Below are 14,370 nucleotides of genomic sequence, written 5' to 3' on the forward strand. Positions count from 1 at the left end.
TCTCGCTTCCCAATTGCCATGCTGGTCATGCTTTGGGTTTTCGTATCGGCTATAGCTGTTGCCTTGCTGGGCATGGTTCAGTACCGCGCTGGGCTTTCAGAGCTTTACGACCACGCCAGGACGGCCGAAACGTTGTTGGCGGAGAAACTTGCGCAGCACGACGCCCACTTGTCTGCCCTCGGAGCGATAATTCGAATGTCGCCGGAAGAACCCTCTGCAAGCATGCAGGGGCTCTCTCAAAACATTCTCGCGCGCTATCCTCGTATCAACGAAATTTCGACCCTGCACGTCGACGACGCCAAAATTCACTTGGTTACCTATGGCGGGAAAAACGGCCCTCTGGTTCAGAGCGCAGAAGTTACAGACGACCTTCCAAAACTGGACAAAATTGGTCAGACGACTGTCAGGCCCGCCGCCACGCAACATGCCTATTATCTGTTCAAGTTGGTTGCGCCCGATCGACTGCTAAGACTTCGTATAGATGCTGAAGCCCTGCTAGGTGTCGCGCAGCTGCCAGCCCAATATTCGGTCAGTCTGGCGCTCGGAGATGTCGTTCTCGCCGCCCATGACATTGAAGGCGGACCAATCAGCATGGCGTCAGCGGAACAGATGTCGGGCAATCCTGCGCAGCCCCTGCTCCTGGAGATCGGCCGTGGGTTTGGATTTGGTGAGCTATTTCCGATACGGCTCATTGTGCCGGCTCTCATTGCTATTGCTGCAGTCATATGGCTGGCCGCGCTCTACCGAGATTCGAGCCGGCAACGTCGCCTTCAAGAGCAGCGCGTCCGGCTGCTTGAGCAAGATGCAAAGCTCGCCCACGTGGGACGCGTGAATTCCCTTGGCGAAATGGCCTCGGGCATCGCTCATGAACTTTCTCAGCCGGTCGCCGCGATACTCAGCCAAAGTCAGGCTGCGCGACGGGCGATGAACCTTGGTCGATCGGACATCCTCGAGCAGGCGCTTGACGCCAACGTTCGTGAAGCGAAGCGGGCGGGCGACATCCTTGAAAGGATGCGAGCCTATATATCCGGCGCGGCTGCACAAATGGAGAAAGTCCCGCTTTCTGAAGCTCTCGCAGGGACGCTACGTCTGGTTGAAGCTGACATGGCGCGGCGCGGGATCACTTTGAATATCCGTATGCCGACCGAAAGCTTTGTCGTGGCGATCGATGTCATTTCGTTCCAGCAGGTCATCCACAATCTGATCCGCAACGCTGCCGACGCCGTGGTGTCGCAGGTTCGGCCGCGCATTACCCTCACCGCCAAACCGGAAGGCAGACAGATAGTCATAACGGTTTCCGACAACGGGCCCGGCATCGAACCCGTTTCGCTGCCCCGTATCTTCGAACCGTTCTTCACGACCAAGTCCGATGGGATGGGGCTCGGCCTGCCGCTCGCGGCTCGTTTGATCGAAAAGATGGATGGTACGATTGAAGCACGGAACGACGGCGGAGCCTGCTTCACAATTCGTCTGCCAGTCGGAGAGGCCGCATGATCTATCTTGTCGATGATGACGCCTCCGTGCGGGAAGCACTCACGCTGCTGCTTAAAACATACGGGAAGGAGGTGACGGCATTTCCTGATGCAGCGCATCTGCTTGCCCACATGAATATTGCAAAGCCCGGCGTCCTAATCCTAGACCTTCGGATGCCCGCAACCAGCGGGCTGCAGCTTTTGAAAAAGCTGGCCGAGATGAACATCAACTGGCCCGCGGTCATCGTAACGGGACATGGCGACGTCGAGGCATGCCGTCGGGCGTTCAAGGCCGGGGTAACGGACTTTCTGACCAAGCCCGTCGACGAACACGTTCTGATCGAAGCGATCACCGCTTGTGAAGTCGAACTCGCCGAGCTCCTTGACCGCCAAGAGTTTCTCGACCTCCTTGACCGCCTCACGGCCCGCGAGCGCGAAGTGATCGAGCTCGTGTCGAAAGGTCTTGGCAGCAAGGACATCGCATCGGCTCTCGACGTCTCCGTGCGAACAGTGGACAGTCATCGGGCCAGCCTCGCCTTGAAGTTGGGGACGCCCGCAGTCGCCGAGCAAACGCGTATCTGGCTTGCCGCGTATCGGTAGTTCTACTGATACCCTTCAGTGGAGATGCCAGTTCAAGGCGCTCACCCGACCGAATAGGTTTGTCGAAGCAACGACAACACCTAGGAGATATTCCGATGAAATCCGCCCTGCTTTCGATCGCTCTCGTCACCGGAGCGGTTGCTCCGGCGTTTGCCGAAGACACCGTCAAGCAGACCAGCATCGGCACCGCGCTGGCAGTCGAACTCGCGCAGTCCGCCGTGGCTACTTGCTCAGCCCAGGGTTACAACGTCTCGGCTGCGGTGGTCGATCGCGCAGGTACGCCTCTGGCACTCGTTCGAGCAGAAAATGCCGGCACTCATACGGTCCAGGCGTCCATTGCAAAGGCGTTCACCTCCGCATCTTCGAAGAACCCCACCAGCGGCATTGCCGATACCGTGAAGAACAATCCCGGCGCTGCTGGAATGGTCGACATTCCAGGCTTCCTTGTTCTTGCCGGGGGCGTACCTCTAAAGATCGAAAAGGACACGATCGGCGCCATCGGCGTCGCTGGTGCACCTGGCGGAAATCTCGATGAAGCATGCGCGAAGACTGCAATTGAAAAGCTTGCTGACCGTTTGAAATAGAGGCCGTTCCTGACAATAGCGCCCGATGTCACCATTTCGGGCGCTTATCCTCCACGGACTTCGCCCTGTGGGCAAAACGCGATACTCATGCTCGAACCTAGCCCATCCATCCGGTGTCGGAGAGCGAGTTGGCCATAAACAGGAGCCCTGCCCGCAACTCTTCACGCTGAATGACCCCACCAAGGCACACTCTGACGTGCTCGTCGGGTGTCCCCATCACCGTGAACGCGTCGGAAGGCATAAGGCCGACATGACGGCCGGCCATTCGGCCCATGAGTTCGGCCCTGCTCGCCCCCTTGGGGAGTTTGAGCCATATGTTGAAGGCTTCCGGCTCACCCTTGATTTCAAACCCCCGAAGAGTATCCGCCACCATCTTCTGACGGACGGCACTTTCCGTCCTTACAAAATGGCGGATCGCATCGGCCGTTCCGTCTTCGATCCACCGAGTGGCAAGCGCCATGCAGATCGGGGAAGGCATGACGGCGCTGGCTCGAAGCGCCTGGGCAAGAGAATATGCGGCCCTGGCATTGGGGGCGACGGTGTAGGCGAGGCGAAGGCCCGCTCCCAGACATTTCGCGAGCCCTCCGATGTGCCAGGTAAGGTCTGGCGCGAGTGTCGCGAATGGCACCGGGGCAGCAGCTGGTATAAAGCCATATGCATCGTCTTCGATTAGCGAGAGCCTATGACGCAGAAGGATTTCTGCGATCTCCATGCGGCGCTCTCGCGGAATCGTCAGCGTGGTCGGGTTTTGAACCGTTGGATTCAGATACAGAGCCTTAGGCTGATGAAGGTGGATTGCAGCATCCAAGGCATCCGGCGTGATTCCACAGTCATCCATGGGAATTCCCACCAGCTGAAGGCCCATGCGCGCGGCGATGGCACGCAGCCCGGGATAAGTTATCGCTTCGCAAAGGATGACATCACCGGGTCGTGTCATCGTCGAAAGAAGCGCCGTCATCGTGGCATGCGCTCCAGGTGTGATCGCGATCCGTTCAAGACTGGGCACCATACCTCGCTTCGATAGCCAGGAAGATGCCGCGGCCTTGTCCTGCTCACCGCCGGTCGTCGACTGGTAGCGTAGCAGGGAGATGAGGTTCGCGGAAACGGTCTGCAGACCGTCTTGCATACGGGCAAGGAGATCGGGATCCTGCGGCTCGGGCGGCATATTCATAGAGAGGTCTTCATCCCGGGCACGCCGCGGCTGCACACTATGTGAAGACTTTCCCTGGTCTATCGCAAAGGTTCCTCGACCAACATGGCTTTCGACCAATCGACGCGCATGCGCTTCAGTATAGGCCCGGCTGACGGTCGTGAAGTCGATGCCCAGCCGTTCCGCCAGCTTACGCTGCGGCGGTAGTCGATCACCCGCGGCTATCTCTCCACGCTTGATTGCGCCTTCGATTGCATCAGCAATCTGCAGGTATCGAGGCTTGCCGTCGGATCGTAGATCAGGAAGCCACTTTAACATTTATCGATGCCCCAGTTAATGATTGTATCGTATTGTATGGACCAATTATTCCTCATTTTATCCCGCCGATCAATCCCGATTAAAGCATAAAAATAAAGCAAAACAGGCGCAATTTAGAGAAAAAATTAGGCATTCCGCATATCTGATAAGCATCTTTCAGTGGCATGAATTAATTATTGTATGGATATTGAACTGCTTATTGATTCAGACAATTTCATCCGTATCGTTTCTGTATCAACCCCGCCGTAAGGAGATGCAGACATGCCTGAAGTAACGCAGCAGCCGCACAAGGATGGTGACTTCTTTGTCGATTACGAGTCCAAGGTTTTCGAGGATGTGAAGGCCGACCCTGGTGAAAAGGCGCTCGTCACCTTCCACACGATGGCATTCGAAGGCTCCATCGGCCTCGTCAACATTCTCAACGCCATCCGCCTTCAGCGGAAAGGCTATGAGACTTCGATCCTGCTCTACGGACCAGGCGTTACACTTGGAATTCAGCGAGGTTTTCCCAAGCTGGGTGATGAGGCCTTCCCGGGACATCTTAACTTCAACAAGAACCTCGAACGTTTCATGAAGGAAGGCGGCAAGGTCTATGCATGTCGCTTCGCCCTTCAGGCACTCTACGGGCACGGCGAGCCGGCCCTGATCCCCGGCATCATCCCGATCCTGCCGCAGGACGTGCTGGACTGCGTGCTGCTGCACAAAAAGGCCAACGCGCTGATTATCGACACCTGGACCGTTTGATCGTCCGCGGCGCCCCCTCGGACCCGAAGGGGCGCCTCCTTTACCTTGTGCTGCCAAGGAGCCAGTCATGTCCAAAATCGTCCGTGCGGCCGCCGTCCAGATCGCTCCCGACCTCACGTCGCGGGCCGGAACTGTTGAGCGCGTCCTGAATGCTATAGCCGAAGCGGCCGACAAGGGCGCCGAGCTGATTGTGTTTCCGGAAACCTTTGTGCCTTGGTATCCGTATTTCAGTTTTGTCCTGCCGCCCATGCAGCAGGGGCCAGAGCACCTGCGGCTCTATGAGGAGGCTGTCACTGTCCCGTCCGCGGAAACCCGCGCCGTGGCCGATGCCGCCCGTAAACGCAATGTTGTGATCGTGCTCGGTGTGAACGAACGCGACCATGGCTCACTCTACAACACCCAACTAATATTCGACGCCGACGGCAGCTTGAAACTCAAGCGCCGTAAGATCACCCCCACCTATCACGAGAGGATGATCTGGGGACAGGGTGACGGCGCTGGGCTGAAGGTGGTCGACACCGCAGTCGGACGCATGGGTGCGTTGGCCTGCTGGGAGCATTACAACCCGCTTGCCCGCTACGCGTTGATGGCCCAGCACGAGGAGATCCATGCCTCGCACTTTCCGGGATCTCTGGTCGGTCCGATCTTCGGCGAGCAGATCGAGGTAACGATGCGCCACCACGCGCTCGAATCCGGCTGCTTCGTCGTCAACGCCACAGGCTGGTTGAGCGAGGAGCAAATAGCCTCCATCCATCCGGACCCGAGCCTGCAGAAAGGTCTGAGGGACGGTTGCATGACATGCATCATCACTCCGGAAGGCCGCCATGTCGTGCCGCCACTGACCTCGGGCGAAGGCATCCTGATCGGGGATCTGGACATGCGGCTCATCACGAAGCGTAAGCGAATGATGGATTCCGTCGGCCACTACGCGCGGCCGGAACTGCTGCATCTGGTCCACGATGCGCGGCCGGCGAAACCTTTGGATCAGGTGACACCTTCGGAAGGCGCCGCGACCGACGGCGACGGAAATACGACCCTCGAGGAGCCTCAGGATGCGTGAACTGCCAGCGATCGATCCAGAACTCATCAATGATCTGCAGACGAAAGGCATGCGTCTCGTCGATCCGCGTGTGGGCCATGAGAGCCGACGCGGGGGCGCCGGGCCCTCCGACCACAAGGCCGTCAACTTTGGTGATACGACAGTCATGGTGCCGGTCCACACGGCCCCCGCCTTCGACAGCCCCTATCTGGTGGAGGCGCCGGACACCGATGGTCGCTCCCGCATTACGAGGGAAGGATCCGAAGTCGCCCGCATCCGCTTCCCGAATCGGCCGAAATTCTACGATCTGATGACCGAAGACGGCATCCCCTACAACAAAATTGCGGTCCTTCATTCTCGTGACGTGCTTGCGACCACGATCCTGCAAACCTGCATCCGTTACGAAAGCCGCAAGAAGACCTGTCAGTTCTGTTCGATCGGCCAAAGCTTGGCAGCCGGTCGGACCGTTGCGCACAAGACGCCGGCACAGCTTGCGGAAGTGGCGAAGGCAGCCGTCGAACTGGACGGCGTCAAGCATATGGTGATGACCACCGGCACCCCGCCGGGCAAAGATCGTGGCGCCGCCGTGCTGGCGGAGAGTGCCCGCGCCGTGAAGGCGGTCGTGGATCTTCCCATACAGGTTCAGTGCGAGCCTCCAGAAGACGACACATGGCACGAGCGGATGAAGGCTGCCGGCGCGGATGCGTTGGGAATGCACCTCGAAGCGGTGACGCCGGAAGTCCGGGAGCGGATCATGCCGGGCAAAGCCAGCGTTCCGCTTGAAAAATACTTCTCCAGCTTCGAGGCTGCGGTGAAGGTGTTCGGGCGAGGACAGGTCTCCACCTATATCCTCGCAGGACTGGGTGATACGCGTGAAGCAATCCTCGACATGTCGACGCGGCTCGTGGCCATGGGCGTCTATCCATTCGTCGTCCCCTTCGTGCCCATCTCCGGGACACCCCTCGAAAGCCATCCCGCACCAAACGCCGATTTCATGGCCTCCATTCTCTCGCCCTTGTCCCAGATCGTCATCGACGGTGGGCTGAAGGCGTCCGACATCAAGGCGGGCTGCGGCAAATGCGGCGCCTGTTCCGCCCTTTCGACCTATGAGAAACTGAGGATCCCCGCATGAGCCTCATGGATCATTCTGCCTTCATTAGTCCCGAATTTATCATCCGTGCCGCATCGGAGACATGGGAAGTGGCCGGAGCCTTTGATCTCAGGCGACAGGTTTTTGTCGAAGAGCAGCATATATTCGCCGACAGTGACCACGACGAGATCGACAAGACCGCGCTTCCACTTGTGGCGATCGCGACCTTGGCGGCTGAGCCTGCCGAGGTCGTGGGCACAGTGAGGATCCATGAGCCGACGCCCGGCATTTGGTGGGGCTCCCGCCTTGCGGTCGCGCCGTCTTATCGCCGGGTCGGCCGGCTGGGAGCCGAGCTGATCCGCCTAGCGGTATCGACCGCGAACGGGATCGGATGCAGCGAGTTCCATGCTCATGTCCAGATCCAGAACGTACCTCTCTTCCGCCGCTTGCACTGGGAACCGGCAGGAGAGATTGATCTGCACGGCGTCCCCCACATGCACATGCTGGCCTCCCTCTCGCACTATCCCCCGACATGCGATCCGACCGTCGGTTGGTGCGCTCGGGCGCGGAGAGCGTGATGGACGTCCACGCCTTAGCAACCGGGCTCGCAGCCCATCCATCGATCCGCAGCAAGCTGGACATAGCCGGCACGACACGGGCGCTATCGCTGTCGGCGGGAACGACAGGGATGCCCGGCGATGATGCCGCGGCAATCCCCGGGCGCAACGGAGGCTGGGACCTTTTCGCCGGTGAAGGTTTCATGCCGCAGTTCGTGCAGGACGATCCCTGGTTCGCCGGCTGGTGCGGCGTGATGGTCAACCTATCGGATATCGCCGCCATGGGAGGACGTGCAACAGCGTTGCTTGACGCGGTCTGGGCTCCGGATCCGGTTTCCGCCGAGCCCCTGCTGTCCGGCCTGCGCGACGCTGCGGCGGCCTACGGGGTTCCGATCGTCGGCGGGCACACCAATCTACGCAGTCCCGAACTCAATCTTGCGGTCTCCGTCACGGGTCGCGCGAACCGGCTCATCTCCAGCTTTGCAGCTATGCCAGGGGATGCACTCATCGCCGCGATCGATCATCGGGGACAATACCGGCCACGCTTCGACAACTGGTGCGCGGCCCTCGATGCACCTTACGAGAGATTGCGCGGCGACTATGAACTTCTGCCGGAGTTGGCTGATGCAGGTCTTGTCGATGCCGGAAAGGACATCAGCCAAGGCGGGATCGTGGGCACGGCACTTATGCTCGCGGAATCCTCTCGCTGCGGGTTCGATATTGCGCTCTCCGATATTCCGCTGCCGTCAGGCGTCCTGATCGATCGCTGGCTACGCACTTTTCCGAGCTTCGGCTTCCTGCTTTCGGTTCGGCCGGAACGGGCGCAAGAGGTCTGCGCCGCGTTCGCTGCGCGCGACATCTGCGCCGCAAGCATCGGTCGCGCAACGGACAGCTCCCGGATCGATCTGACCTGCAGTGGCCAACGGACCACGTTCTGGGACTATGCCGCAGACCCTTACATCTCGCTATCAAAGGAGATCGCCCATGCCTGAAGTCCGCTTCACCATTCGTTGGCCCGGCGGCGAGGAGGAGAGCTGCTACTCTCCCTCGACCGTGATCAGGCAGCATCTCCAAGCCGGCAGCACCTACGCTCTGACGGATTTCGTCGAACGTGCCCGCACGGGGCTGCACGAAGCATCTGATCGCGTTGCTGCAAAATTCGGCTTTGCCTGCTCATCAGCACTCGACCAACTCGAAAAGATCGAAACGACAGCCGCAGGACAACCGGCCGATGGCCAGGTTACCTGCCTCTCGATGTCATGAAAGGGTTTGCTATGACCGAAGCCATTGTACCACATGTACCCGTCCTCATCATCGGTGGCGGCCAGGCCGGGCTCTCGGTCAGTTGGTACCTGATGCGAGCGGGAATCGAGCATATCGTGCTTGAGCGCCATCGCCGGTTCGAAAGCTGGCGCAACAATCGCTGGGACACGTTTTGCCTGGTTACGCCGAACTGGCAGTGCCGCCTGCCTGAATGGTCCTACAACGGCCCTGATCCGGACGGCTTCATGCTCAGACAGGAGATCGTCGACTATCTGGACGGCTTCGCCGAGAGTTTCGATCCTCCACTGCGCGAAGGTGTGGATGTGACGCATGTTTCGCCCCGCGAAAATGGGGGATATTGTATCGAGACAACGGTCGGCAACATGACTGCAGATCAGGTGGTGATTGCCACCGGCGGCTACGACAATCCGATTGTGCCGCCTTATGCCGCCGACCTCGACCCTTCCATTGTTCAGATGCATTCGCGCGACTATCGTCGCCCCTCGCAATTGCCTGATGGCGGCACGCTGATTGTGGGAACAGGTCAGTCCGGGGTCCAGATCATGGACGATTTTCATCTGGAGGGCCGACCGGTGCATCTGGCGGTCGGACCCGCACCGCGCAGTCCGCGCATGTATCGCGGGCGGGACGCCACGAACTGGCTCTATGATGCAGGCACCTACGCCGTCACCATTGATCGTCACCCTGATCCTTTGAAGGCTCTCACCCAGACCAACCACTACATGTCCGGACGCGACGGCGGCAAGGAGATCGACCTCCGCAAATATGCACTGGAAGGCGTCCAGTTGTATGGGTCTGTGGCGGGAGCGTCGGGAACGACGATGGCATTCCTGCCGGATCTGGAGAAGAACCTCGACGACGCCGACAAAAGCTATCTGGGCATCCGCAAGCAGATCGACGCCTGGATCTCCGCTCAGGGGCTCGACGTCCCGCAAGAGCCGCCCTTCGAGAAGGTCTGGCGTCCTGAACAGGAGATCACCGAGGTCGATCTTTCAGGCGCGGGGATTTCTTCCATCATCTGGGCGATCGGATTCCGTCCGGATTATTCGTGGCTCAAGGTCGACTGTTTGGACGAGCGTGGAAAACCGATCTTCCGCCGTGGCGTGACGGATGCGCCTGGATTGTACTTCATCGGGCTGGGTTGGCTGAACACCTGGGGCTCCGGACGGTTCCTCGGCATCGACGAGGACAGCCGGTATCTCGCTGAGCAAATTGTCGCCCGCCAGAAGAACAGGCTTGCTGCATGACCGCCCTGCCCTTTCTAAAACAGGATGTGTCGGGTCTGATCGAGCGACACGTCCTCGGGATGGCGGAGATGGGCTACCGAGGCCTGTCTGAACAGTGGCTGAAGCGGCGCGCCGGTGATCTGCATTGGCGCCTCATCGCCCGCGCCATGGGGCAGAAAGAGGCCGTGTTCACCTGCCGCGACGGCGACCCTCTCTATGCGGCCTTTTGTGCGACGAGCCTGCAGCTTTCGCAACCGGAACGTCCGCGGCTGGGCGGCGACCTGACCCTCTCGGCACACCTGTTTCGCGTCGGAAGCGGACGGCTGGCATCACTCCTTCGTATCGAGGCGGACGGCCACGATATTGGGCGGATGGTATTGGTGTCGACATTCGTCGGACGTTCGGTTGAGGGAAGCAACCGCTCGGTCGTCCGTCGTAGCCCTCGAGCACTGGCAATGCCGCCTGACGCCCCTTCTCTGGTCAGGCGCGTCGCCGAGCGGGCTGCTCTTGTCGCACGAAACGTGCTTCGACAGGATCTCGATCTCGAAGATTTCGCACGAGAGCAAGCCGTGCTGCCTTGTCCGGCAACGGACTTCAATGCCGTTGGACTTCTCTATTTCCCGAGTTATAGCGCCCTCGCGGATCGGGCTTTGTTCCAAGCGGGAGAGATACACTCTCGGATGGTTGCGAGCAGGCATGTTGTCTATCTGGGGAACGTCGAACCGGGCGAGTGGACAGGTGTCTCCTTTCGAGAGAACAGCGACGGTCACGACTTGATCCTTCGGGGCGCGAAAAATAGGCTGCTGGCAATGATGCGGGTTAGATCTCGATGATCGACGCTTGACGCCATGGCCTAGCTTCAACGCAACGAGGCACAAACGCCTTGATTTCAGGGCGTAAGCAACGGCTTTTACGAAAAAACTGCGCGCCGTGACAGGCCAGCGCTTGATCGACCCATGTCGGAAAAATCGGGAGATTCCTTGTTGTATGGCTGCCCGGTCTTCGACAACTTTGCACCCGCAGCCACCAGCGGTCATTTACGCCATCGCTTACTGTTGCGTACTTATGCGTGTCTTGTCTCCGTGGCTTATTCGACCTCTGCATCACGATGCCTGCCGCAAGGCTGCGGCACCCGACGGAGGTTAGCATGATCACGATTTCGAAGATGTTGTTTGCAAGCCTCTGTCTCGTGGCAGGCTCAGCACTGGCCGACGACGGAACGAAGGTGACGCCCGACAACTTCGTTCGAGCGGAAAGCGATATGTACTTCGCGGTTTCCGCCAAGGAAGCCGGTATCGGCAAGATGTTCCATCGTCGCGAGCCCTTCGACGTGGAGCACCAGACAGTCGTGCGCGGTAACCGCGATACCTTGTATTCCAGCGGCGTATTCGACCTTGAGGCCGGGCCTGTTACGATTACGATGCCGGATGCGGGCAACCGTTTCATGTCGTTGATGACGGTGAATCAGGATCACTATGTGACCGGCGTGTTTCACGGCGCGGGGAGTCATGCGCTCACCAAGGACGCCGTTGGGACGCGGTACGTCTTTGCGGCAGTTCGCACCCTGGTCGACCCCAGCAAGGAAGGCGATGCCGACGAGGTTCACAAGCTCCAGGACGCCATCAAGGTGGAACAACCCGGCGGTCCGGGTAAGCTGGAGCTGCCCACCTGGGATAAGGCCAGTCAGGACAAGGTGCGCAGCGCCCTCTTGGCGCTGAACGCCACCATGGACAGCTTCAACCGGGCGTTCGGAAGCAAAAGTGACGTTGATCCCATCAATCATCTAATCGGAACTGCGGCTGGATGGGGTGGCAATCCCGACAGTGAGGCGACCTATATCGCGATCACGCCGGAGAATAACGATGGCACGACAATCTATACGCTACACGTTCCCGCGAACGTACCCGTCGATGGCTTCTGGTCGGTTAGCCGCTACAACAGTGAAGGCTTCTTCGTGCCCAATCCGCAGAAGGCCTATTCCGTCAACAATCTGACCGCTACAAAGGAAAGCGACGGGTCGATTACGATCCAGTTTGGAGGCTGCAATGGCAAAACTCCCAACTGCCTGCCTGTCGAAGCCGGGTGGAATTACACCGTCCGGCTCTATCGACCGCAGCCGCAGGTGCTGAATGGAAACTGGACGTTTCCCCAACCGCAGCCACAATGAGCACGGATCGTACTGGGAGCTTGCCTGTGTCGGACCTCCGAATTATCCGTGCTTAGGGCGGAAGCAGATTACGCCTCGCACGTTCCCGTCAGCGTAGGTATGCTGAATAAACGCAGGCTTGACCGATGCCATCGCGACATGGATCCTCCAATACTCTCAGGAGGTGCGAAGGCTACAAGCGCTAATAACCCGATCCGCCTCAGGTAAGTCCGAAAAGTCATTTCTAATCTCATCTACGCTACGATGTCCCTGAAACTCACTCCCTTGTTCATCTTCAGACACGCCATGCTATGGTTTCGTGAGCGTTTTCCATACTAGTTCGAAAGTGAGCTGAGATCGCGGATCGTCTCGGATGAGCGCTTGATTGGCCGATACTCCAATCCGACAGCGCCAGAGTATCCATTGGCAAACAGCCAGTTCAATCTTTCCTTCAGGTCGATCGTGCCGGAACCCGGCTCATTGCGGCCGGGGTGGTCGGCGATGTGCACGTGGAAGACCTTGCGCATGTCCGCGCCGATGACCGTTTCGGTGGCCTCGCCCATCACCGCCGAATGATAGAGGTCGTAGATGATGCCGATCTCGTCGCGGCCGGTCTCGTCGGCGATATCCAGGCCTTCGCGCGTCGAGGGCAGGAAGTAGCCAACGTGATCGATCGTCGTGTTCAGTGGCTCGACGCCGAGCCGAATACCGGTTCCCTGCAGCAGCTCGCCTGCCCGCGTCAGTGTCGCGACCAAGGCGGCTCGCTGCGCAGCACGCGACACCGACGCCAGATCATCGCCCGCCTGGGCGATCAGCGTCTTGGCGCCAAGGCGTCTGGCAACGTCGATCGATTGTTCGAGGCCGCGCAGGAAGGCGCCCTGGTTGGCGATATCGGTCAACGGGATCATCGGTTCGGCGACGAAGCTCGTAAGCCCGACGCCGGTCGCCTGAAGTGTGGCCTCGATTTGGTCGAGATCCTTGTTCGTCCACTTCCAGAATTCAACGGCCTCGACGCCGTTTTCCTTGGCCAGCCGGATACGGTCGCCGAAAGTCTCGGCTTCGTCGGCGAAAATCCATTCTATGCAGGCAGATAGCTTCATGGTCTCGTCCCTCAGTTCAATCGATAGTCGATCAAGACCTGCATGATGTCAGCGGCCCTGTTGTCCACCAACTCATAGCCATCCCCCGCCTTGGCGATCGGGAAGCGGTGGGTGACGAAACCTTTGAGGTCCGCAGCATATTCGCGGAGAAATTCCTGGGCGATCTCCGACCGGCGGCTCATGGACCAAAGAGGCCCCAGGAGCGGATTGACCGCACCGACCTGCGACGAAATGATCCGAGGCCGGTTATGGTGGAATTCGCCCGATAGGCTCAGCGTCTCGAACGTGCCGCCATACCAGGAAAGCGCGATCACCGTGCCGTTGAATCCGACCGTGCGGATGGCGGAATTCAGGGCCGGCGCCGCACCCGACACCTCGATGCAGAAGTCCGCACCACGGCCGTCAGTGATATCGCGCACCGCCTCCGCCACCGTCGCGGACGGTTCGAGCAGATGGGTCGCGCCGCCGAGTTTGGCGGCTTCCCGGCGGGAGGCAACGCCATCCACGGCGATGATCTGCCGCGCGCCGTTTCTCTTCAGAAGCCGCACGATGATCTGGCCGATGACGCCCAGTCCCATGACCACCACGTCGGCGCCCAGTGGAATATTGGCGTCGAGAAGGCCGTTATAGGCTGTGTTCATATTGGCGGTGAACACGCCGATCTCCGGATCCGGCAAATCGCCGAGCGGGATGACGGCGTCTGCACCGACCACCGCATGATCGCCATGCGGCGAGTAGGAATAGACTAGATCGCCCTCCGAAAGCGACGTCACGCCTTGACCAAGTGCCGACACGCGCCCGACCATCGCGTAGCCGTAGCGCGCCGGCCACGTCCAGGACGAGCCGTTCGTTGACGAAAACAGCCGCGTCTTCGGATCCATCGTCTGCCGCCATTGCGGCGCCAGCCCCCTGTAGACGTTGAGCTCGGTACCGGCGCTGATGCCGGAAACGATCGCCGTGAGCTGAACCTCGCCTGGACCTGGCGCGCGCAAATCCTCCTCCTCGATCGTGGTTGCCCTTGGCCCGGTGAAATAGAGTGAACGCGTGCGCATGATGAAAA

15 protein-coding genes are annotated in these 14,370 nt (G+C 59.6%); 12 read left to right on the top strand and 3 right to left on the bottom strand.

Annotation, left to right across the window (positions count from 1 at the left end):
* Positions 1-18: 18 nt before the first annotated feature.
* The 3 genes from J5286_RS09135 to J5286_RS09145 all read left to right on the top strand — a co-directional run bounded on the left by J5286_RS09135 (position 19) and on the right by J5286_RS09145 (position 2,656).
* Positions 19-1,494, top strand: a complete 1,476-nt coding sequence (locus J5286_RS09135) for a sensor histidine kinase (protein WP_209190048.1) — start codon at positions 19-21, stop codon at positions 1,492-1,494.
* Positions 1,491-2,072 (top strand): response regulator transcription factor, encoded by a 582-nt coding sequence (locus J5286_RS09140; RefSeq protein ID WP_209190049.1) that lies wholly within the window; start codon positions 1,491-1,493, stop codon positions 2,070-2,072. Before J5286_RS09135 ends, J5286_RS09140 begins: the two co-directional genes overlap by 4 nt.
* A 95-nt stretch (positions 2,073-2,167) precedes the next feature.
* Complete coding sequence (locus J5286_RS09145) at positions 2,168-2,656, top strand: GlcG/HbpS family heme-binding protein (protein WP_209190050.1); 489 nt, start codon at positions 2,168-2,170, stop codon at positions 2,654-2,656.
* 97 nt (positions 2,657-2,753) lie between these two features.
* On the opposite strand, the gene J5286_RS09150 is transcribed toward J5286_RS09145, so the two are convergent.
* Positions 2,754-4,124, bottom strand: coding sequence for an aminotransferase-like domain-containing protein (locus J5286_RS09150; RefSeq protein WP_209190051.1), 1,371 nt, complete (start codon positions 4,122-4,124; stop codon positions 2,754-2,756).
* 261 nt (positions 4,125-4,385) lie between these two features.
* On the opposite strand from J5286_RS09150, the gene J5286_RS09155 reads away from it, so the two are divergent.
* From J5286_RS09155 to J5286_RS09195, 9 genes are all read left to right on the top strand, one after another.
* Positions 4,386-4,868, top strand: a complete 483-nt coding sequence (locus J5286_RS09155; RefSeq protein ID WP_148147409.1) for an MSMEG_0572/Sll0783 family nitrogen starvation response protein — start codon at positions 4,386-4,388, stop codon at positions 4,866-4,868.
* Between the two features lie 67 nt (positions 4,869-4,935).
* A complete protein-coding gene (locus J5286_RS09160; RefSeq protein ID WP_209190052.1) occupies positions 4,936-5,928 on the top strand; it encodes a Nit6803 family nitrilase in 993 nt (330 codons plus the stop codon).
* Entirely contained in the window at positions 5,921-7,039 is a 1,119-nt protein-coding gene (locus J5286_RS09165) for an MSMEG_0568 family radical SAM protein (RefSeq protein WP_209190053.1), read from the top strand. The genes J5286_RS09160 and J5286_RS09165 overlap by 8 nt, the downstream gene beginning before the upstream one ends.
* Positions 7,036-7,575 (top strand): MSMEG_0567/Sll0786 family nitrogen starvation N-acetyltransferase, encoded by a 540-nt coding sequence (locus J5286_RS09170; RefSeq protein WP_209190054.1) that lies wholly within the window; start codon positions 7,036-7,038, stop codon positions 7,573-7,575. Before J5286_RS09165 ends, J5286_RS09170 begins: the two co-directional genes overlap by 4 nt.
* Entirely contained in the window at positions 7,575-8,546 is a 972-nt protein-coding gene (locus J5286_RS09175) for a sll0787 family AIR synthase-like protein (protein ID WP_209190302.1), read from the top strand. The genes J5286_RS09170 and J5286_RS09175 overlap by 1 nt, the downstream gene beginning before the upstream one ends.
* Positions 8,539-8,817 carry an MSMEG_0570 family nitrogen starvation response protein gene (locus tag J5286_RS09180; RefSeq protein ID WP_209190055.1) on the top strand — a complete coding sequence of 93 codons (279 nt, stop codon included), beginning with the start codon at positions 8,539-8,541 and terminating at the stop codon, positions 8,815-8,817. The genes J5286_RS09175 and J5286_RS09180 overlap by 8 nt, the downstream gene beginning before the upstream one ends.
* 11 nt (positions 8,818-8,828) lie before the next feature.
* Complete coding sequence (locus J5286_RS09185) at positions 8,829-10,085, top strand: MSMEG_0569 family flavin-dependent oxidoreductase (protein ID WP_209190056.1); 1,257 nt, start codon at positions 8,829-8,831, stop codon at positions 10,083-10,085.
* The gene (locus J5286_RS09190; protein ID WP_245205624.1) at positions 10,082-10,897 is read left to right on the top strand and encodes a Pnap_2097 family protein; all 816 of its coding nucleotides are present in this window, start codon (positions 10,082-10,084) and stop codon (positions 10,895-10,897) included. The genes J5286_RS09185 and J5286_RS09190 overlap by 4 nt, the downstream gene beginning before the upstream one ends.
* Before the next feature lie 314 nt (positions 10,898-11,211).
* Positions 11,212-12,231, top strand: a complete 1,020-nt coding sequence (locus J5286_RS09195; protein WP_209190057.1) for a DUF1214 domain-containing protein — start codon at positions 11,212-11,214, stop codon at positions 12,229-12,231.
* Positions 12,232-12,545: 314 nt separating this feature from the next.
* On the opposite strand, the gene J5286_RS09200 is transcribed toward J5286_RS09195, so the two are convergent.
* Together J5286_RS09200 and J5286_RS09205 are read right to left on the bottom strand one after the other, a co-directional pair.
* Positions 12,546-13,310, bottom strand: a complete 765-nt coding sequence (locus J5286_RS09200; RefSeq protein WP_209190058.1) for a TIM barrel protein — start codon at positions 13,308-13,310, stop codon at positions 12,546-12,548.
* 11 nt (positions 13,311-13,321) lie between these two features.
* Positions 13,322-14,362 (bottom strand): zinc-dependent alcohol dehydrogenase, encoded by a 1,041-nt coding sequence (locus J5286_RS09205; protein WP_209190059.1) that lies wholly within the window; start codon positions 14,360-14,362, stop codon positions 13,322-13,324.
* Positions 14,363-14,370: the final 8 nt, after the last annotated feature.

The sequence above is a fragment of the Rhizobium sp. 16-488-2b genome (assembly GCF_017741815.1).
Taxonomy (GTDB): domain Bacteria; phylum Pseudomonadota; class Alphaproteobacteria; order Rhizobiales; family Rhizobiaceae; genus Rhizobium.